Consider the following 18,738-nt stretch of genomic DNA (forward strand, 5'->3'; position numbering starts at 1 on the left):
CCGCACCGACCGCCCTGCCGGACGGCCTTGGCCGGTGGTCGTCGGCCGTACCGATTAATCTTGAAGGCATGTCGAGCCCCGCCGAGCGGTACGCCGCGGCGCGCCGCCGGGCCGCGCAGGCCTCCGCCTTCCCGGCCCTGCACGAATTCGCCCAAGAGCTGGGGTTCGGCCTCGACGACTTCCAGCGCGAGGCGTGCGAGGCGCTGGAGCGGGGCAGCGGGGTGCTGGTCTGCGCGCCGACCGGCGCCGGCAAGACGGTGGTCGGCGAGTTCGCCGTACACCTGGCGCTGCGGGGCGGCCCGACGGCGGCCGACGGCGGCGGGCCGCCCATGCGGCGCAAGTGCTTCTACACCACCCCGATCAAGGCGCTGTCCAACCAGAAGTACCACGACCTGGTGGACCGCTACGGCGCCGAGCAGGTCGGCCTGCTCACCGGCGACAACGCGATCAACGGCGACGCCCCTGTGGTGGTGATGACCACCGAGGTGCTGCGCAACATGCTCTACGCCGGCTCGGCCACGCTGGAGGGCCTGGCCTACGTGGTGATGGACGAGGTGCACTATCTCGCCGACCGGTTCCGCGGCGGGGTGTGGGAAGAGGTGATCATCCACCTGCCCGCCTCGGTCACTCTGGTCTCCCTGTCGGCGACCGTCTCCAACGCCGAGGAGTTCGCCGACTGGCTGGTCACCGTGCGGGGCGAGACCGCGGTGGTGGTCAGCGAGCACCGGCCGGTGCCGCTCTGGCAGCACATGTTGGTCGGCAAGCGGATGTTCGACCTGTTCCACGACGCCGACGCCGCCCGCAAGCACGACGTGCACCCCGAGCTGCTGCGCTACACCCGGGACACGATGCGCCGCCTCGAGCTGGGGGAGGGGCGCAGCGCCGGCCCCGGCGCCGGCCGGCGCGGCCCACGCTGGCGCGGCCCGATGCGTCCCGACATCGTCGACCGGCTCGACCGGGAGGGGCTGCTCCCGGCGATCCTGTTCATCTTCAGCCGGGCCGGCTGCGACGCCGCCGTGCAGCAGTGCCTCGCGGCCGGGCTACGGCTCACCACCCCCGAGGAGCGGGCGGAGATCCGCCGGGTGGTCGAGTCCCGGGTCACCGCCATTCCCGGCGAGGACCTCTCCGTCCTCGGCTACTGGGAGTGGCTCGACGGGCTGGAGCGCGGGCTCGCCGCCCACCACGCCGGCATGCTGCCCGCGTTCAAGGAGGTCGTCGAGGAGCTGTTCGTCCGCGGCCTGGTCAAGGCGGTCTTCGCCACCGAGACCCTGGCGCTGGGCATCAACATGCCGGCCCGGTGCGTGGTGCTGGAACGCCTGGTGAAGTTCAACGGCGAGGCGCACGTCGACCTCACCCCGGGGGAATACACGCAGCTCACCGGGCGGGCCGGCCGGCGGGGCATCGACGTCGAGGGGCACGCGGTGGTGGTCTGGTCGCCGGAGACCGACCCCCGGCACGTCGCCGGCCTCGCCTCCACCCGCACCTACCCGCTGCGGTCCAGCTTCCGGCCGTCGTACAACATGGCGGTCAACCTGGTCGGCAGCGTCGGCGCGGAGCCGGCCCGGGCGCTGCTGGAGTCCTCGTTCGCGCAGTTCCAGGCGGACCGGTCGGTGGTCGGCCTGGCGCGGCAGGTGCAGCGCAACACGGAGATGATCGAGGCGTACGGCGCGGAGGCGGCCTGCCACCACGGCGACTTCGACGAGTACTTCGCCCTGCGGGTGGCCATCGCCGACCGCGAGCGGGCGCTGGCCCGGCAGGGGCAGACCCAGCGCAAGGCGGCCGCGATCGCCTCGCTGGAGCGGCTGCGGGTGGGTGATGTGATCCGGGTGCCGTCCGGGCGGCGGGCCGGCCTGGCGGTGGTGCTCGACCCGGCCACCGGCGGCTTCGGCGAGCCGCGCCCGCTGGTGCTCACCCAGGACCGCTGGGCCGGGCGGGTCACCCCCGGCGACTTCACCACCCCGGCCGAGGTGCTCGCCCGGATCCGGGTGCCCAAGCACTTCAACCACAGGTCCCCGGCGGCGCGGCGGGATCTCGCCGCGGCGGTCAGCGGCACCGGGCTGGACCGGCACGGCGGCCGGCGGGGCGGGCGCTCCAAGCAGGCGGTCGGCGAGGACCACCGGCTCAGCCAGCTCCGCGCCGAGCTGCGCCGGCACCCCTGCCACGCCTGCCCGGACCGGGAGGAGCACGCCCGCTGGGCGGAGCGGAGCCGCCGCCTGGAGCGCGACACCGAGGAGCTGCGCCAGCGGGTCGCCGGCCGGACCGGGTCGCTGGCCCGTACCTTCGACCGGATCGTGGCGCTGCTGACCGCGCGGGGCTACCTTTCCGCCGACGGCGAGGTCACCGACGCCGGCCGGATGCTCGGCCGGATCTGGACCGAGGCCGATCTGCTGGTCGCCGAGTGCCTGCGCCGGAAGGTGTGGGACGGCCTGTCCCCGGCCGAGCTGGCCGCCGCCGTGTCGGTGGTGGTATTCGAGGCCCGCCGGGACGTGGACGAGCGGGTCTCGCTGCCGCGTGGGCCGGTCGCCGACGCGGTCGACGAGACGCTGAAGCTGTGGAGCGACATCGAGGCGGACGAGGCCGCCCGTGGCCTCGCCGTCACCCGGGAGCCGGATCTCGGCTTCGCCTGGCCGATCTACCGGTGGGCGCGCGGCGAGGCCCTCGCCAAGGTCCTCGCCAGCGGGCACCAGATCGACGGTGAGATGCCCGCCGGCGACTTCGTCCGCTGGGCCCGGCAGGTGGTCGACCTGCTGGGTCAGCTCGCCGACTCCGGCGGCGCCTCCACCGAGCTGCGGGCCACCGCCCGGCAGGCGATCGCCGCCGTCAAGCGGGGGGTGCTGGCCTACCACGGCGCCGCCTGATCAGGCGTGGCCGCTGCCGTCCCGGCGGCTCCGGCGGCGGGCGGGAGCGACGCCGCCGGTCAGGACCCGGTGGCGACGGCGTCCACCAGGCGGCGGCACGAGCCGGCGAGGTTCCACCGCTGCGCCAGCTCCAGCAGCCGGTCCGGGTCCGCGGGCGCGGTCGGCAGCGCGGTGGCCAGCTGCGGCAGCGGTACGTCCGTGGCGACCCGCACCACCTTCGGCGCGACGGCCAGGTAGTCCCGGGCCGCCTCCAGCTTGGTCCGCAGCCCGGGGGCGAAGCCGGCGCCCCGGTCGTCCAGGGCGGCGAGGATGCCGTCCAGCCCGTCGTACCGCTCGATCAGCCGGGCGGCCGTCTTCTCGCCCACCCCGGGCACCCCGGGCAGCCCGTCGCTCGGGTCACCGCGCAGGGCGGCGAAGTCGGCGTACCGGTCGGCGGGGACGCCGTAGCGGGCCCGGACGGCCGCGTCGTCGCAGTCCTCCAGCTTGGAAACGCCCCGCCCGATGTAGAGCAGCCGCACCTGGCGGGCGTCGTCGACGAGCTGGAACAGGTCCCGGTCGCCGGAGACCACCTCAGCCGGGCCGGGCTGGGTCACCGACAGGGTGCCGAGCACGTCGTCGGCCTCGTAGCCGGTGGCGCCGACGGCGGTGATGCCGAACGCGTCGAGCACCTCCAGGATCATCGGCACCTGCGGGGAGAGGGTGTCCGGGACCACCTCGCCGCCCTCCGGCGCGACCCGGTGCGCCTTGTACGACGGCAGCAGCTCCACCCGCCACGCCGGGCGCCAGTCGTGGTCGAGTGCGCAGACCATCCGGTCGGGCCGGCGGGTGCGGATCAGCTGGGCCAGCATGTCGAGGAAGCCGCGGACGGCGTTGACCGGCTGGCCGTCGTCGGTCTTCGCGGCGGACTCGGGGATGCCGAAGTAGGCGCGGAAGTAGAGGCTGGGGGAGTCGATCAGCAGGATCGGGGGTCGGTGTGCCACGGCACCAGCCTGGCACAGCGGTGTGACGAGGTGGGGGACGGCGATCGGTGCCGCCCGGCCGTCAGCCGCCGTCGCGGCGGTACAGCGTCTCCCGGCGGGCCACCCGCTGCAGCGCGTAGCTCGCGACCAGCAGGACGACCGCCAGCACCACCTCGACCCAGGCCAGGGTCCCGCTGGCGACGATCAGGCCGACCAGGAGCAGCGCCAGCCCGACCACGGCGAGGACGCCGGCCCACAACAGCCGGCGACGCCGTACGGCCCCCCGACCGGTCTCCGACACCGCCCCGCCTCCCTGGACTCTTTCCCCCAGGTTATCCACGTCGACCGGCCGGTGGACCGATAACCGGTGGGTGGCCCGGTGCGCGCCCGGCAGACTGACGGCATGGCGTTCGTACCCGGCCTGACGCTCTGCCGGCGCTTCCACGACGAGGTGCTCGCCCCGCTGCTGGCCCGCCGCCTGCCCGCCGTCCGGTACGCCGCCGGGCTGCTCGACGGCGGCTCGGAGCTGCTCGGGCTGGACACCCCGCGCTCCACCGACCACGACTGGGGGCCGCGTACGCAGCTCTTCGTCGCCGATCCCGCCGACGTCGCGCCGGTGCGTGCGCTCCTGGACGCGGAGTTGCCGGCGGAGTTCCTCGGCTGGCCGACCCGGTTCGCCGGCGGCCCGGACGTCCGGCTGGGCGTGGTGCGGGCCGACGGCGACCGGCACGGGGTGAGCGTCGACGAGCTGGGCGGGTGGCTGCGCGGGCGGCTCGGCTGCGATCCGCGCGCCGGGCTGGGGGTGGCGGACTGGCTGGCCGTGCCCACGCAGCGGCTGGCCGAGCTGACCGGTGGGGCGGTCTTCCACGACGGGCTCGACGGGGCGCTGACCGCTGCTCGCGCCCGGCTGGCCTGGTATCCGGACGACGTGTGGCGGTACGTGCTGGCAGCCGGCTGGCACCGGATCGGCCAGGCCGAGCATCTGGTCGGCCGGTGTGCCGAGGTCGGCGACGAGCTGGGCAGTCGGGTGGTGACCGGCGGGCTGGCCCGGGACCTGATGCGCCTCGGCTTGCTGCTGCACCGCCGCTGGCCCCCGTACGCGAAGTGGCTGGGCACCGTCTTTGCCGCGCTGCCGCCGGCGGCCCCCGTGCTGGACGCGCTGGCCGCCGCCCTCGGCACGGGCGGCTGGCCGGAGCGGCAGGCCGGGCTGGTCAGGGCGCTGGAGACCGTCGCGGCCTGGACCAACGACACCGGGCTGGCCGCCCCGGTCGACCCGAGCGTCCGGCAGTTCCACCACCGGCCGTTCCTGGTCCTGGACGCGGACCGGTTCGTCGCCGCGCTGCACGCCGCCGTCACCGACCCGGACCTGCGGGCCCGCCCGCCGGTCGGCGCTGTCGACCAGTACCTCGACAACGTCGCCGTGCTCACCCACCCGGAGCGGGTCCGCCGGATCGCCGCGGCCGTCCTGCCGGACTGACCGCCACGCCACGCGGGCGGGACCGGCCGGCCCGGGCGGTCGGTCAGCGCGTGGAGTTCGTCCGCCACAGCGCCGTGGCGAGCCAGAGCAGCCCGACGCCGACCAGCGCGCCGTGCCCGATCCGGATGGCCGCCGGGGCGAAGAACTGTGGCAGGAAGAGCAGGAATCCGAGGGCGAACGGCACCCCGCTGAGTTTGGACATCCGGCCGCTGCGCCAGACCGCTGCCGCGGCGAGGGCGGCGCTGACACCGAGCGCCACCAGGCCCGCCAGGAAGCTGGTGCCCGCCACCGGGTCGAACCGTACCTGGTCGGCCATGGCGAGGATGTCGATCTGCGGGTTGGCGGCGGCCTGGGTCGCGATCGCGTGCAGGCCGAACGCCTCGGCGCCGTAGTAGGGCAGCACCAGGCCGGCGCCGACCGCACCGGTGACGAAGGCGGTGACGGCGGTGCGGCCGGCCCGGGTGCCGGCGACGGCCTGGGCGAGGGCCAGCAGGCCGAGCGGCACCAGGATGAAACCGATCATGGCGAAGGTGTGCGCGGGCACCCAGGTGCCGGCGGACATCGCGGCGAGGGCGCCGGCTGCGGTGGACTCGTCGTGCCAGGGGCGGAGGGCGGGATAGAGGACGAACATGACGGCTGCGGCGGCGAAGGCGGCGGCGCCGACTCGGATCCGGCTGATCGGGGGCTCCTTGACTCGTTGAGGGGAGGTGTGGGCAGCGATGGCGAGGAACGCCACGGGGTCCCCGCGGAGCTAGCTATTCGCTGTAGCCAAAAAGCTAATGCCATTAGCTTTCGGTGTCAAGGGAGCACCCCGGTCCTGGCCGCCGCACGGCAGCGACGTGGAAGCAGCGCCCACGGCGACGCTGCCCCGGGTCAGCCGACCGCCGCGACGGTCCGCTCTGCCGGGTCGTCGACCCGCAGGTCGGTGAGGTCGCGCAGCTTGCGGACGGGGGAGAGGAGCAGGGCCAGCGGGGCCAGCGCCGTGGCCGCGGCGAACACGAGCAGCGTGGCGCGCGCCCCGGCGAGGCCGGCCAGCGCGCCGGCGGCCAGCCCGCCGACGGGGATCGCGCCCCAGGAGACGAAGCGGACCGTGGCCATCACCCGGGAGAGCAGGTCCGGCGGGCTGGCGGTCTGTCGGTAGGTGCGGGTGGTCACGCTGAGCACCACCACGCCGCCGGCGAAGACCACGTTGCCGGCGGCGAACGCCAGGTATGCCGGCCAGCCGGCGCCGACCGGCACCAGGAACGCGCCCCCGACCGCGAGCAGGCAGGCGACCACCAGGGACCGGGCGGTGCCCCACCGTCTCGTGATCCATGGGGTCAGCGTCGCGCCGACCAGCGATCCGACCCCCTCGACCGCGAGCAGCACGCCGACCAGGGCGGCCGGGGCGTGCAGCTCCCGGACCAGGTAGAGCGGGTAGACCGCCAGCTGGGCCCCGCACACGAAGTTCACCGCGGTGGCCGTCCACATGGTCGGCCCCATGACCGGGTGGCGGGTGACGTACCGCCAGCCCTCGCCGATCATGGCGCGCACCGGCGGCCAGCGGTCCGGGGCGTCGCCGCGGCGGGCGGGCAGGGACCACAGCAGCGCGGCGGACACGAGGTAGCTGGCGGCGTCGACCAGCACGGCCGGCACTGCGCCGAGCGCCTGCACCGCCAGGCCGCCGAGGGACGGCCCGCTGAGCTGGGTGCTGGCGTGGGTGGCCGAGGTGAGGCTGTTGCGGGCGTGCAACTGCTCCCGGGAGACGATGGCCGGCAGGAACGTGGCGTTGGCGACGTCGAAGAGCACGTTGGCGAAGCTGACCACCAGGGCCACGACGACCAGCTGGGCGATGGTCAGCAGGTCCCACCACCAGGCGAGCGGGATGGAGGCGACCGCGAGCGCCCGGGCCAGATCGGCGCCGACCTGCGCACCGCGCAGCGGCAGCCGTTGCACGATCACGCCGGCGGGCAGCCCGATCACCAGCCAGGCGACGTAGTTCGCGGCGGCGATCAACCCCATCTCGAACGCGGACGCGTCCAGCACGGTGAGCGCGGTCAGCGGCAGCGCGACCGCGCCGACCGCCGACCCCACCGAGCTGGACGTGCCGGCCGTCCACCAGCGCCAGAACACCCCGGCCCCCTGCCCGACGGACATGCCGCCAACCCCCGATCCGAGCCAGTGAGTTCCAATCTGGAACGGACTATAGTCGAGGCGGCCGGCCGAGCGGGAGGTGGAGTGTGAGGCGCGCGGATCTCGGCGACGCCGACTGCGGCATCGCGCAGGCGCTCGGCGTGCTCGGCGACTGGTGGACCTTCCTGATCGTCCGCGAGATCGCCGGCGGCACCACGCGGTTCGACGCGCTGCAGCGGGAACTGGGGGTCAGCCGGCGGGCGCTCACCGAACGGCTCGGCGGCCTGGTCGAGCAGGGGGTGCTGCGCCGCCGGCCGTACTCGGCCCACCCGCCGCGCCACGACTACCTGCTGACCGGCAAGGGCGAGGCGCTGCTGCCCGTGCTGGTCGCTCTGCAGGACTGGGGGACCCGGCACGTGATGGGTGACGGTGAGCTCACCGCCACGGCGGACGCCGACTCCGCCGAGGCGCGCCGGGTGCACCGCCTGGTGGGTCGCTGCATACCGGACATGACGTTGCGCCGGCACGACGGTGGGGCGGAACCACCCGCCGTGCCCGCTCGGTGGACCGTGCTCTACCTGTTCCCGGGTGCGTTCGCGCCGGGGACCCAGGGCCCTCCGCCGGCCTGGGGGGAGATCCCCGGCGCCGTCGGATGCACTCTCGAGTCCCGTACCTACGCCGACCGGCACGAGCTCTTCCGGGCCGCCGGCGCCGAGGTACGCGGGGCGAGCACCCAGCGGCCGGACCAGCTGCGGGCCTTCGCCGAGCACGCCCGCCTGCCGTACCCGCTGCTGTCCGACGAGGACGGTCGGCTCGGCGCCGGCCTGCTGCTGCCCACGTTCCGGGCGGGTGGGGTGCCACGGTTCAAGCGGCTGACGCTGCTGATCGACCCGGAGTCGGTGGTGCGGGCGGTGCAGTTCCCGGTGACCGACCCGGCCGGCTCGGTCGACGAGATGCTCGACGAGGTCCGCCGACGGGCCGTCGGCCAGGCATGGCACCGACCACAGCGGTAACACCGGGAAGCCCGGCTCCTTCACCCTCGACGGCATCCCCTGCACGATCGCCTGACAGCGGGACGGCCGCCGGGTGGCCACCCGGCGGCCGGCGGCCGTCTCCCGACCACCCCTGCCCGCATGGCCACGCCGACGTCGGGTACGCGATCAGGACGGCCGAGAATCCAGCAGGAACGGGGTGAACCGGAATGAAGGTCCGTAGCTCTCTCCGTGGGCTGAAGCGGAAGGTCAACTCGATCGTGGTGCGCCGGCGCGGCAAGGTCTTCGTGCTCAACAAGGCGGACCCACGGCAGAAGGCCCGCCAGGGCTGACCGAACTGACCCGGGTGAATTCTCGTCGACGGCGGGTTTGGTGGCGCGCGCCACCCCCGCCGTGCGGCGAGTTGGTACCAGATTGCCAGTTTATGGGCGCTATATCCATCGTCCGTTCGGTTGATTGGATGACGACCGTTGGTCTAGGGTGACTGACACGACCGGTGCTGGGAGCCCCGTCTCCCCAGGACAGGAAGGGCAGTATGACTACGACGACCATCGCGCCGACGACGACCACGGACGTGCACCGCACGGCGACCAGCGGCGAGGAGACCCGGGCCAGCGAGCTGATTGCCGCCCTTGCCGCGCTGCCCGCGGAGCATCCGGACCGGCCGGCCCTGCGCAACCAGGTTGTCGAGGCGTGGCTGCCGCTGGCCAACCACCTCGCCGCTCGCTACAGCGGCCGGGGTGAGCCTACCGGCGATCTGGCCCAGACGGCGGCCCTCGGCCTCATCAAGGCGGTGGACCGGTTCGACGCCTCCCGCGGCGTCGACTTCGCCGGGTTCGCCATCCCGACCATCCTCGGCGAGATCAAGCGGCACTTCCGCGACCGCACCTGGAACATCCGCGTGCCGCGTCGCCTCCAGGAGCTGCGGCTGCGCATCTCCGAGGCGAACAGCACGTTGACCCATACCCTCAACCGGGCCCCCACGGTGGCTGACATCGCCGCCCATCTCGACCTCACCGAGGAAGAGGTCCTCGAGGGCCTGGAAGGGGCCCGCGCCTACAACGCCGTCTCGCTGTCGACCCCGATCGGCGACGGCGACAGCGCCACCGAGTTGGGCGACACCCTCGGCACCGAGGACGGCGAGTACGAGCTGGCCGAGCTGCGCGCCTCGCTCGGGCCGGCGCTGGCCACGTTGGACGAGCGGGAGCAGCGGATCCTCACCCTCCGCTTCTACGGCAACCTGACCCAGAGCGAGATTGCCGCCCGCGTCGGGGTGTCCCAGATGCACGTGTCCCGGCTGCTCGCCCGCGCGTTGGCCAAGCTGCGCGGCCAGCTCGCCGAGGCCTGATCCGCCGGGGCGGACTCCGCGCCGCCCCGTAGTTGCACGAGCGTGCCGCGTTCCCTGCCCCGTCACCGGTTCCCCGGTGGCGGGGCGCTTCAGTTCACCCTTTGTCCGTCGTCGTCGGTCGCCGTTCCCGAGCCGGGGCATCGGCTGAACGGCGAGGTGAGTGAACCGGGTGGCACTTGATTTCTGTGAAGTAACGTGGTATTATGTCCGCTTCTGACTGGTAGCGTGGCGGCTCCGTGGGGGTGTGTCCCGTCGCGCCGCCCGGGGTTCCACCGACGGCCCGCCATCCCGGCGCGGTCGCCCTCCGGGAAGGACCAGTCACGTTGCCCGACGCTTCCACCGTCCCGCTCGACAGCCGCGTCCGTAGCTTCCTCGCCGCGGTCGGGCCGGCCGCCGGCCCCGCGGACAGCCCCGCTGTCGACGACTGCTTCGCCGACCCGTTCCTCCTGGCCGACGACACCGGCGCCCGGCCCGTCCCCCGGGCCGCGTTCCTCGCCGCGCTGCCCCGTCGGGCGCAACTCTTCGCCGACCTCGGGCTCGGCCCCGCGGCGCTGACCGGCGTCACCTGTCAGCGCCTCGACGACCGCTACGTCCTCGCCCGTACCGACTGGGAGGCATCCCGGGTGGACGGCGGCCGACCGGTGCCGCTCGCCTCCTCGTTCCTGCTGCACGACGACGGTGAGCAGTTCCGCGTCGTGCTCTACCTCAACCACCAGGGCCTGCCGCAGGCCTGACCCACCCGGCCGACCGGGGACTGACATCGCCCCGGCGCGGGCCGCCGTGGGCGGTTGCCCGCCGGCCGGCAGCCCCGGGTCGGGCAGGCCCTACAGGCCGGCGCACGCCGCGCCGTCGATGGTGCAGCCGGCGGGCGCCGTGGCCGACGCGTCCGGGTCTCGGACGTCGAACCGGAACGTCCGCGAACCCCCGGCCGGCACGGCCGGTCCGGTGAAGGTGACGACCTGCCCGTTCTGCTTGCCGTCGGCCCCATTGACGTTGCCGATCTCGGCTCGCGCCCCGAGCGTCACGAGTACCGTCCAGCCATCCTTCGCCGCGCTGCCGGGATTGGTGATCGTCACCGCGCCCCGGTAGCCGAACAGCCGGTCGGAGACGGTCTCGTAGCTGGCGGTCAGGGCGGGGGCGGCCGGCGTCGTCGCGCTGGGGGCGCGGCTGGGCGTGGCCGTCGGGGTCGGGGTTGGAGTCGGGGTAGGGCTGTGCCGGCTCGCGGCGGCCGCCGTGCGGGTCGGGGTGGGCTGGGGAGCGCGGCTGGTGGCGCTGGGCAGGACCAGCGGCGCGGACTGCGGTGTGGTGTCCGGTAGCTGAGCGGCCGGCCGCCGGGTCGCCCACACCCCCGCCCCGACCAGCAGCGCGAGGCAGGCCAGCGCGCCGATGACCACCGCCCACAGGCGCCTGGTCCGGGCCCGGCCGTCCCCGAGCAACCGGACCACCGGCAGTTCGGCGGTCAGTCCGCCCTCGGCGCGGCGCAGGTCGACCTGCTGAAACGCCAGCCAGTCGAGGATTGCCGGCAGCCGTACGGCCAGCGCCTGCTCGTGTTGCTCCGCTCGGCGGTCGCCCTGTGCGTCGTTCCACTCGCCCTGCTCCAGCATCTCGTACAGGGACAGCCGGCAGCCGTGGCTGGTGGGGGCGATCGTGCAGGTCAGCACGGTCTGCCGGTCGCCCTCCTGGCAATGCAGCACCAGCCGCTCCGGCGCCTGCCGTTCGACCACGGTCGCCTCGACGTCGGCGTCGAAGCCGGGCAGCCCCGCCGTCCGCAGCAGCAGCCGGTCCGGGGCGTCCGCCGCCGGCGCGGTCTCGACGAACCACTTGGTGAGGTACGCCGTGTCGGTCAACGCTCGCCAGACCCGGGCAGGCGGGTGGAACAGTTCGACCTCGGTGCCGATCTCGATCACGCGCAGATGCTACGGCCCGGGCTGTCCCACCATTCCGGACGGTCGGCCCTTCTGCGTGCGTCACTGCGCCGGCTGCTCCGGGCCCTCGTCGTGCCAGCGGGCCCGCCAGGCGGCCTCACTTCGAAGAAGACCTCGAACTTGTCCACGCGCGCGGCCGGGGCGATCGGGACAGCAGGCCCCAGCCGTCCCCGCCACCCCTTCCCGCCCACCCGACGAGTCTGTCAGCGCCGCCCCGGCGCGCGCGGCCGAATCCGCCGGCATGGGCCGGGCCGTCGGTCGTCCCGCTGGTCGCCCGGCGCGCGACCGGCCCGGCCCCACGTCGCCGAGCTGATCGACGGGCTGTGACGGCCGGGCTCAGTCGCCCAGCCGCTGCTTGGCGAGGAACTTCGGCACCACCATCCGCCACGACTCGGTGACCAGCTCGGTCATCTGGTCGTGGTCGAGCCGCTCGAGGTGGCAGCACACCCAGTTGAACCGCAGGTCGGACGGGCGGGGGAGGAAGAACAGGTCCGGCTCGGCGGCGATGAGGCCGTCCCGCTGCTCCTTCGGGTAGCCGAAGCCCATCGTCCGCTCGTCGCGGGAGAACGCGACGTAGACGATGGCGCCGACACGGAACTTGATCCGGTCGCGGATCAGGTGCTCGCTGGTGCGGGGCAACGTCCGGGCCAGCGCCCGGACGTCATCGACGGTGACCACGGGACGGACGGTAACTCCGCCGTACGACATCGTCCGCGTCCGGCGTCAGCGGTGCGCGCTGGTGCGGCCCTCGGTCGCGGCGGCGGGGGCGGCCAGGGCGAGCGTGGCCCGGAGCGTGTCGACCAGCGGGCCGTCCGGCTGTTCGAACCAGTACTGGACGGCGACCCGCAGGGTGGCCAGGAAGGCGGCGGCCAGGATCCGGGAGCGCAAGGCGGGGTCGGGACCGGTGAGCCGGTGGGCCAGCTCACCCGCCAGTTCCCGCTCGATCGCCCCGTACGCGGCGACCTGGTGCGCGAGGAGGCCGGGGTGTCCGTGCAGTTGGCGGCGTCGGGTGAGCCAGGACACGGTGGGGTCCTCGAACATCTCGCCGGCCTGTTGCAGGGCGGCCCGGCTCAGCGCGGTCCACGGCGGCTCGTCGGTGGGCCGCTCGCGCAGCAGTTCCAGCATCCGGCGTAGCCGCACGGTGTCGCCGTGGAAGAGCGCCTCCTCCTTGCTGGAGAAGTAGTTGGAGAAGGTCCGCCGGGAGACGTTGGCGGCGTCCGCGATCGCCTCGACGGTGACCCGCTCCGGTCCCTGCTCCACCGCGAGGCGCAGCGCCGCCTCGTGCAGGGCGAGCCGGGTCGCCGCCTTCTTGCGTTCCCGCAGCCCGGTGCCCTCCGACATGCGCACCAGCCTACGTGATCCATTTCTCAACGAGCAAACTTGCCTACTGCGCAAGATTCGCCAATTATTGCTTGAGGCAACCAACTCCGTCTGGAGGACAACCGTGGACCCCGCCACCCGCGAACTCGGCACGCGCCTGCAGGAGCTGCTGACCGGCGTGCGGCTGCTCAAGCAACAGCGCGCCGACGACCGGCCGGTCGTGCCGCCCGGCCTGGTGGGCCTCCTCATGCACATCGACCGCTGCGCCACCGGGTGCCACGCCCGGGAACTGGCCGAGCGGACCCGGCTCGACCCGTCGACCGTCAGCCGGGCGGTCGCCGCCCTGGTCGCGCACGGCCTGGTCGACCGGCGTGCCGACCCCAGCGACCGGCGGGCCAGCCACCTGACCGTCACCGCGGCCGGCCGGGCGGCCCTGGCCGACACCTACGACTGGTACGGCGGCGTGCTCGCCCGAGCGCTCGCCGACTGGACCCCCGGCGAGGTGGCGGCGCTGTCCGCCGCGCTCGGCCGGTTCACCCGCGACATCGAGGTCGCCCTCGCACACCACGACAAACCTGGAGGACGCGCAATGAGCGAGCGCAGCGAGCGAATCATCAGACGCAGTGCGGCGGAGCCTCGTGCGGCCGCCGAGCGCAGCGAGGTGGCCGCATGAGCGCACCCACCGCAGCCGAGCCCATGGGCAAGCGACAGACGCTGGAAGCACTCAGCGGTCTGCTGCTGGTGCTCTTCGTCGCCATGCTCAGCGGCACGGTCGTCTCGACCGCCCTACCGAAGATCATCGGAGCGCTCAACGGCTCGCAGACCCAGTACACCTGGGTGGTCACCGCCACCCTGCTCACCGCGACGGCGACCACCCCCATCTGGGGCAAGCTGGCCGACCTGTTCAACAAGAAGATCCTCATCCAGGCCGCCATCGTGGTCTTCCTGGCCGGCTCGGTGGCCGCCGGCTTCGCGCAGAACGCCGGCCAGCTCATCGGCGCCCGCGCGTTCCAGGGCATCGGCGTCGGCGGCCTGCAGGCCCTCGTCCAGGTCGCCATCGCGGCGATGATCCCGCCGCGCGAGCGCGGCCGGTACAACGGCTACCTCGGTGGCGTGATGGCCCTCGCGACCGTCGGTGGCCCGCTGCTCGGCGGTCTCATCGTGGACACCTCCTGGCTCGGCTGGCGCTGGTGCTTCTTCGTCGGCGTCCCCGTCGCGGTCGTCGCGCTGGTCCTGCTCCAGGCCACGCTGCGCCTGCCCACCGTGCGCCGGGACAACGTCAAGATCGACTACCTCGGCGCGTCGCTCATCGCCGCCGGGGTCAGCCTGCTGCTGATCTGGATCTCGTTCGTCGACAGCTCGTTCGCCTGGATCTCCTGGCAGAGCGGCACCATGGTCGGCGGCTCGCTGCTCCTGCTCGCCCTGGCCGCCTGGGTCGAGTCGCGGGCCGCCGAGCCGGTCGTCCCGCTCAACATCGTCCGGGAACGCACCACCGCCCTGGCCATCCTCGGCAGCCTCGCGGTCGGCATGGCCATGTTCGGCGGCGCCGTCTTCCTCGGCCAGTACTTCCAGATCGGCCGCGGCTACAGCCCGACCGAGGCCGGCCTGCTCACCATCCCGATGATGGCCGGCGTCCTGCTCTCGTCGATCGTCGTCGGCCGGCTCATCACCCAGACCGGCCGGATCAAGCCCTACATCGTCGCCGGGTCGATCATCCTGGTCGCCGGCTTCGCCCTGCTCGGCACCATCGACCACGAGACCTCGCTCGTGCTGCTCGGCGTGGCCATGTTCGTCGTCGGCACCGGCGTCGGCATGACCATGCAGAACCTGGTGCTCGCCGTGCAGAACACGGTGGCGCTCAAGGACATCGGCGCGGCCAGCTCCAGCGTGGCGTTCTTCCGCTCCCTCGGCGGCACCATCGGCGTCTCCGTGCTCGGCGCCGTCCTGGCCCGCCGGGTCACCGACCGGATCACCCACGACCTGGCCGCCGCGGGCATCCCGACCAACGGCGGTGGGGGAAGCAGCAGCCTGAACCTCAGCGCCCTGCCCGCGCCGGTGGAGCACATCGTCCGCGCCGCCTACGGCGACGCCACCGGGCACATCTTCCTCATCTCGGCCGCGATCGCCGTCGTCGGCATCCTCGCCGCGCTGCTGCTCAAGCCGGTCACCCTGCGGTCCAGCCTCGACCTGCCCGACACCGCACGGTCGGCCGCCGTCGCGGCCGACGCGGTCGACGGCGCACCCGCCTTCGACCAGGTGCCCGTTGACGCCGGGACGAACCGCGATCCGTCCCGCCGCTGACCTGACCCCAGGGTTCAGGGCCGTCGCCGTCCCCGGCGGCGGCCCTGAACCGTCCCAGGCCGGCATCCGCCGGTCGTGACCGAATCGAGAACGTGTGGACACCACGGCGGCGGCCCCGACGGCGGGACCCGACGGGCGGCGCAACGGCGCCCTGCGCCGCGCGGCACGCGAACTGGCGTTCGTCGCCGCGCTGTTCCTCGCGTACAAGATCGGTCGGGTCGCCGCCGCGGGCCGGGCGCCGACCGCGGTGCTCAACGGGGAACGGGTCTGGCGGTGGGAACGGCTGCTCCACCTGCCCGGCGAGACCACCCTCCAGCAGCCGCTGCTCGCCCACGAACTGCTGGTGCGACTGGCCAACGAGTACTACGCCTACGTGCACTTCCCGGCCACAATCCTCTGCCTGGTGTGGTTGTACGTGCGCCACCCCGCGCACTACCGGTGGGCCCGTCGGCTGCTCGCCACGCTCACTGCGGCCGCGCTGGTGCTGCACTTCCTCTTCCCGCTCGCTCCGCCGCGGCTGACCGGCGGGACCGGCATGGTCGACACCGCGAGCCGGTTCGGGCCCACGGTCTACGGCGCACCCGAGGCCGACACGGTGAGCAACCAGTACGCCGCCATGCCGTCCCTACACGTCGGCTGGGCGCTGGTCGTCGCCCTCGTGCTGGTCAGGGCCACGGCCAGCCGGCTGCGCTGGCTCTGGCTGGCGCACCCACTCGCCACGCTGCTGGTGGTCGTCGCCACCGGCAACCACTACTGGCTTGACTGCCTGGTCGCCGCGGCACTGCTCGGCGTCCTCCTGGCGGTGCTGCCCAGACCGGGCAGCGGCCGCCGACCGGTCGCCGCGGCGGTGCCGGACGGCATGACGCGGACCGGCCGCCACGTGCCGCCGCTGCGGGGGCGCCGCGGCCGTCCCGGCGCGTCCCTCCCGGACCGGACCCGGCCCGCCGGCCGGTGGCAGCGCGCGGCCCGCAGATAGCCACCGCCCGCCCGGGGTTCCCCCGGCCTCGGCGTCGCGGTGCGAGGTCGATCTGCTCGCCCGCGTCCGGTGGCCGCGGCCCGGGCCGGTCGGTTAGGGCTTCAGGATGACCTTGACGCAGTCTTCCTGCTTGTTCTTGAAGATGTCGTAGCCCTGGGGCGTGTCCTGGAGCCGCAGGGTGTGGGTGATGATGAAGCTGGGGTCGATCTCGCCCCGGCGGATCCGCTCCAGCAGCGGCCGCATGTAGCGCTGCACGTGGGCCTGACCGGAGCGCATGGTCAGCGAGCGGTTCATGAACGAGCCCATCGGAAACTTGTCGATGAACCCGCCGTACGCGCCGATGGCCATGATCGTGCCGCCGTTGCGGCAGCTCAGGATCGCCTCGCGCAGCGCGTGCGGCCGGTCCGTCTCCACCTTGGCCGCCTGCTTCGCCCGGTCGTACGCGTGCAGCGCCGCCGACGCGTGGTGCCCCTCCATCCCGACCGCGTCGATGCACGCGTCCGGGCCCCGGCCGGCGGTCATCTCCCGCAGCGTGTCCAGGACGTCGGTCTCCTCGTAGTTGATCGTCTCCGCGCCGGCCTTGTCCCGAGCCATCCGCAGCCGGTACGGGTACCGGTCGATGACGATCACGCGGCCGGCGCCCAGCAGGTAGGCGCTGACGGTGGCCAACTGGCCGACCGGACCGGCACCCCAGATGGCGACGGTGTCGCCGGGCTTGATGTCGCACTGCTCGGCGGCCATGTAACCAGTGGGCAGCACGTCGGACAAAAACAGCAGCTTCTCGTCCGGCAGGTCGTCCTCGATCTTGAGGGCGCCGACGTCGGCGTAGGGCACCCGCACGTACTGCGCCTGGCCGCCCGCGTACCCGCCCATCAGGTGGGAGTAGCCGAAGATGCCGGCGGGGGAGTGGCCCATCGCCAGCTCCGCGATCGCGGCGTTCGGGTTGGAGTTCTCGCAGACCGAGTAGAGCCCGTTCTGGCAGGAGATGCAGTCACCGCAGGCGATGGGGAAGCCGACGACCACCCGGTCGCCGACGCGCAGCCCGTCCCGCGCGCTCTGGCCGAGTTCCACGATCTCGCCCATGAACTCGTGCCCGAGGATGTCACCGCGCTTCATCGCGGGGATGAACCCGTCGAGCAGGTGCAGGTCGGAGCCGCAGATGGCGGACGAGGTCACCCGGACCACGGCGTCGCGGGGGTTGAGGATCTGCGGGTCCGGTACGTCTTCGACCGCCACCCGGTTCGGAGCGATCCAGCAGTTGGCTTTCATCTTGTCCCCCTCACGCGATCCGGGCCAGCGGTCGGGCCGGGCGCTGCCGGGCCTGCGCCTTGACGCTCGTCCCGTCCGGCATGCCGTCGGATCGGGCGATCTCACCGGTCTCGATGACCTGCTTGAACCGCCGTAGGTCGTCGCAGATCTGTTGTTGCGGGTTCTCGCCGAACGCGCGTGCCGCCAGCCGGCCCATGGCGCGGCCGGGCACTGAGTACTCCAGCTCGACCCGCACCTCCGTGCCCCGGTTGCCGGCGGCCGGCATGAACCGCACGCTGCCGCCGTTCGGCACCCGCGCGCCGTCGAGGGAACGCCACCGGATCAGCTGGTTGGGCCGGTCCTCGATGATCTCGGCCTCCCACTGCACGCTCCGGCCGGCGGGGGCCTTCGCGGTCCACCGGGACCGGCGTGGGTCCGTCCGGCGTACCGACTCGAGGTGGTACATGAAGCGGGGCAGGTTCTCGAAGTCGTGCCAGAAGTTGTAGGTCTCCTCGGGGGTGCGGTTGACCGTCACCGAGCCGTAGGCCCGGCCGCCGTCGTAGACCCGGCGGCGCTGGGTCGCACGGATCGAGGCGTACAGGTCGACCGCGGTGATCCCGGCGAGGGCGGCCATGGTGTACGTCAGCCGGCGCCGCCGCTCGCCGCGGCGGTTACGCATCGCCTGGCCGGTCGCGGCCAGGTCCAGCACGTCACCGGCGACCCGGGTCCACCCGGCCAGGCCGGCCCGGCGCGGAATCAGCAGCGTGGCGGCGTGGCCCAGCTCCCGGGCGCCGGCGGCACGCAGGACCATCCGGGCGGTGCGTGAATCGTCGACGCCGCATGCCTGGGCGACCCTGGACCCGCCGGCGAGGGCGGTCACGCCGAGACCGAGGCTGACCCAGCCGAGCAGACGCGCCAGCCCTTCCGATCCGCGGTCCTGCGCCGCTCGCTCGATCCCGAGGGTGTCCGTCACCGAGCGGACCCCCATGGTCGTCTTTCCTGTCATGCCTGCTCACCCGTCTTCGAGTAGTTGGTGCCGGCGAACGGCGTGGCGTCCGGTACTGGCCGGCGTGCCTTTCCCGCAAAATCCGGCCCCACACCCGTGACTCGGGTCGAATCCACCGGCCGGCCAGGCCGTGGGGACCGCCGCTCGCCACGACGCACGACCGGCAGTCGCGGCGCCGGATTGTCCCGCGGGCCGTGCCGCTGCGGGTCCGTTTGT

At 73.7% G+C, this 18,738-nt stretch carries 18 protein-coding genes; 9 read left to right on the forward strand and 9 right to left on the reverse strand.

Annotation, left to right across the window (positions count from 1 at the left end; genetic code table 11):
• The first annotated feature begins 68 nt into the window (after positions 1 to 68).
• Positions 69 to 2,858 carry a DEAD/DEAH box helicase gene (locus tag ABZ783_RS26390; RefSeq protein WP_357442507.1) on the forward strand — a complete coding sequence of 930 codons (2,790 nt, stop codon included), beginning with the start codon at positions 69 to 71 and terminating at the stop codon, positions 2,856 to 2,858.
• A gap of 59 nt (positions 2,859 to 2,917) precedes the next feature.
• On the opposite strand, the gene ABZ783_RS26395 is transcribed toward ABZ783_RS26390, so the two are convergent.
• Positions 2,918 to 3,838 carry a 5'-3' exonuclease gene (locus tag ABZ783_RS26395; RefSeq protein WP_357442509.1) on the reverse strand — a complete coding sequence of 307 codons (921 nt, stop codon included), beginning with the start codon at positions 3,836 to 3,838 and terminating at the stop codon, positions 2,918 to 2,920.
• 61 nt (positions 3,839 to 3,899) lie between these two features.
• On the reverse strand, positions 3,900 to 4,118 hold the full coding sequence (locus ABZ783_RS26400) for a hypothetical protein (RefSeq protein ID WP_357442511.1): 219 nt from the start codon (positions 4,116 to 4,118) through the stop codon (positions 3,900 to 3,902).
• A 102-nt stretch (positions 4,119 to 4,220) separates the two neighbouring features.
• On the opposite strand from ABZ783_RS26400, the gene ABZ783_RS26405 reads away from it, so the two are divergent.
• Positions 4,221 to 5,294, forward strand: coding sequence for a DUF4037 domain-containing protein (locus tag ABZ783_RS26405; RefSeq protein WP_357442513.1), 1,074 nt, complete (start codon positions 4,221 to 4,223; stop codon positions 5,292 to 5,294).
• A gap of 43 nt (positions 5,295 to 5,337) precedes the next feature.
• Here ABZ783_RS26405 and ABZ783_RS26410 read toward each other — a convergent pair whose 3' ends face one another.
• Positions 5,338 to 6,030, reverse strand: coding sequence for a hypothetical protein (locus ABZ783_RS26410; RefSeq protein ID WP_357442515.1), 693 nt, complete (start codon positions 6,028 to 6,030; stop codon positions 5,338 to 5,340).
• A gap of 137 nt (positions 6,031 to 6,167) precedes the next feature.
• Complete coding sequence (locus ABZ783_RS26415; RefSeq protein ID WP_357442517.1) at positions 6,168 to 7,430, reverse strand: MFS transporter; 1,263 nt, start codon at positions 7,428 to 7,430, stop codon at positions 6,168 to 6,170.
• Positions 7,431 to 7,513: 83 nt separating this feature from the next.
• On the opposite strand from ABZ783_RS26415, the gene ABZ783_RS26420 reads away from it, so the two are divergent.
• The 4 genes from ABZ783_RS26420 to ABZ783_RS26435 all read left to right on the forward strand — a co-directional run bounded on the left by ABZ783_RS26420 (position 7,514) and on the right by ABZ783_RS26435 (position 10,480).
• Positions 7,514 to 8,419: a winged helix-turn-helix transcriptional regulator gene (locus ABZ783_RS26420; RefSeq protein ID WP_357442519.1), complete on the forward strand. Its 906-nt coding sequence runs from the start codon at positions 7,514 to 7,516 to the stop codon at positions 8,417 to 8,419.
• A 188-nt stretch (positions 8,420 to 8,607) separates the two neighbouring features.
• Positions 8,608 to 8,730, forward strand: coding sequence for a 50S ribosomal protein L36 (locus ABZ783_RS26425; protein WP_073836781.1), 123 nt, complete (start codon positions 8,608 to 8,610; stop codon positions 8,728 to 8,730).
• Between the two features lie 203 nt (positions 8,731 to 8,933).
• Positions 8,934 to 9,746: a SigB/SigF/SigG family RNA polymerase sigma factor gene (locus tag ABZ783_RS26430; RefSeq protein WP_073836783.1), complete on the forward strand. Its 813-nt coding sequence runs from the start codon at positions 8,934 to 8,936 to the stop codon at positions 9,744 to 9,746.
• 323 nt (positions 9,747 to 10,069) lie between these two features.
• Positions 10,070 to 10,480: a hypothetical protein gene (locus tag ABZ783_RS26435; RefSeq protein WP_357442522.1), complete on the forward strand. Its 411-nt coding sequence runs from the start codon at positions 10,070 to 10,072 to the stop codon at positions 10,478 to 10,480.
• A 90-nt stretch (positions 10,481 to 10,570) separates the two neighbouring features.
• On the opposite strand, the gene ABZ783_RS26440 is transcribed toward ABZ783_RS26435, so the two are convergent.
• The 3 genes from ABZ783_RS26440 to ABZ783_RS26450 form a co-directional block, all read right to left on the reverse strand.
• The gene (locus tag ABZ783_RS26440; RefSeq protein WP_357442524.1) at positions 10,571 to 11,653 is read right to left on the reverse strand and encodes an SRPBCC domain-containing protein; all 1,083 of its coding nucleotides are present in this window, start codon (positions 11,651 to 11,653) and stop codon (positions 10,571 to 10,573) included.
• Positions 11,654 to 12,007: 354 nt separating this feature from the next.
• Positions 12,008 to 12,349 (reverse strand): MmcQ/YjbR family DNA-binding protein, encoded by a 342-nt coding sequence (locus ABZ783_RS26445; protein ID WP_357442526.1) that lies wholly within the window; start codon positions 12,347 to 12,349, stop codon positions 12,008 to 12,010.
• A gap of 45 nt (positions 12,350 to 12,394) precedes the next feature.
• Positions 12,395 to 13,012, reverse strand: coding sequence for a TetR family transcriptional regulator (locus tag ABZ783_RS26450; RefSeq protein ID WP_357442528.1), 618 nt, complete (start codon positions 13,010 to 13,012; stop codon positions 12,395 to 12,397).
• Positions 13,013 to 13,115: 103 nt separating this feature from the next.
• Between ABZ783_RS26450 and ABZ783_RS26455 the strand changes: the two genes are divergently transcribed.
• From ABZ783_RS26455 to ABZ783_RS26465, 3 genes are all read left to right on the forward strand, one after another.
• Positions 13,116 to 13,664 carry a MarR family transcriptional regulator gene (locus ABZ783_RS26455; protein WP_357442530.1) on the forward strand — a complete coding sequence of 183 codons (549 nt, stop codon included), beginning with the start codon at positions 13,116 to 13,118 and terminating at the stop codon, positions 13,662 to 13,664.
• Positions 13,661 to 15,292 carry an MDR family MFS transporter gene (locus ABZ783_RS26460; protein ID WP_357442532.1) on the forward strand — a complete coding sequence of 544 codons (1,632 nt, stop codon included), beginning with the start codon at positions 13,661 to 13,663 and terminating at the stop codon, positions 15,290 to 15,292. The genes ABZ783_RS26455 and ABZ783_RS26460 overlap by 4 nt, the downstream gene beginning before the upstream one ends.
• A 94-nt stretch (positions 15,293 to 15,386) precedes the next feature.
• The gene (locus ABZ783_RS26465; RefSeq protein WP_357442534.1) at positions 15,387 to 16,268 is read left to right on the forward strand and encodes a phosphatase PAP2 family protein; all 882 of its coding nucleotides are present in this window, start codon (positions 15,387 to 15,389) and stop codon (positions 16,266 to 16,268) included.
• Between the two features lie 93 nt (positions 16,269 to 16,361).
• On the opposite strand, the gene ABZ783_RS26470 is transcribed toward ABZ783_RS26465, so the two are convergent.
• Together ABZ783_RS26470 and ABZ783_RS26475 are read right to left on the reverse strand one after the other, a co-directional pair.
• Positions 16,362 to 17,537 (reverse strand): zinc-dependent alcohol dehydrogenase, encoded by a 1,176-nt coding sequence (locus ABZ783_RS26470; RefSeq protein ID WP_357442536.1) that lies wholly within the window; start codon positions 17,535 to 17,537, stop codon positions 16,362 to 16,364.
• A 10-nt stretch (positions 17,538 to 17,547) separates the two neighbouring features.
• The gene (locus ABZ783_RS26475) at positions 17,548 to 18,522 is read right to left on the reverse strand and encodes an SRPBCC family protein (protein ID WP_357442538.1); all 975 of its coding nucleotides are present in this window, start codon (positions 18,520 to 18,522) and stop codon (positions 17,548 to 17,550) included.
• Positions 18,523 to 18,738 lie beyond the last annotated feature (216 nt).

The organism is Micromonospora sp. NPDC047738, from assembly GCF_040642675.1.
Taxonomy (GTDB): domain Bacteria; phylum Actinomycetota; class Actinomycetes; order Mycobacteriales; family Micromonosporaceae; genus Micromonospora.

Excerpts from the sequence above, each read along its gene's own strand:
- ABZ783_RS26415 (WP_357442517.1), bottom strand. The coding sequence starts at position 7,430 with ATGTCCGTCGGGCAGGGGGCCGGGGTGTTCTGGCGCTGGTGGACGGCC.
- ABZ783_RS26390 (WP_357442507.1), top strand. The coding sequence starts at position 69 with ATGTCGAGCCCCGCCGAGCGGTACGCCGCGGCGCGCCGCCGGGCCGCG.
- ABZ783_RS26405 (WP_357442513.1), top strand. The coding sequence starts at position 4,221 with ATGGCGTTCGTACCCGGCCTGACGCTCTGCCGGCGCTTCCACGACGAG.
- ABZ783_RS26430 (WP_073836783.1), top strand. The coding sequence starts at position 8,934 with ATGACTACGACGACCATCGCGCCGACGACGACCACGGACGTGCACCGC.
- ABZ783_RS26450 (WP_357442528.1), bottom strand. The coding sequence starts at position 13,012 with ATGTCGGAGGGCACCGGGCTGCGGGAACGCAAGAAGGCGGCGACCCGG.
- ABZ783_RS26475 (WP_357442538.1), bottom strand. The coding sequence starts at position 18,522 with ATGACAGGAAAGACGACCATGGGGGTCCGCTCGGTGACGGACACCCTC.
- ABZ783_RS26425 (WP_073836781.1), top strand. The coding sequence starts at position 8,608 with ATGAAGGTCCGTAGCTCTCTCCGTGGGCTGAAGCGGAAGGTCAACTCG.
- ABZ783_RS26470 (WP_357442536.1), bottom strand. The coding sequence starts at position 17,537 with ATGAAAGCCAACTGCTGGATCGCTCCGAACCGGGTGGCGGTCGAAGAC.
- ABZ783_RS26460 (WP_357442532.1), top strand. The coding sequence starts at position 13,661 with ATGAGCGCACCCACCGCAGCCGAGCCCATGGGCAAGCGACAGACGCTG.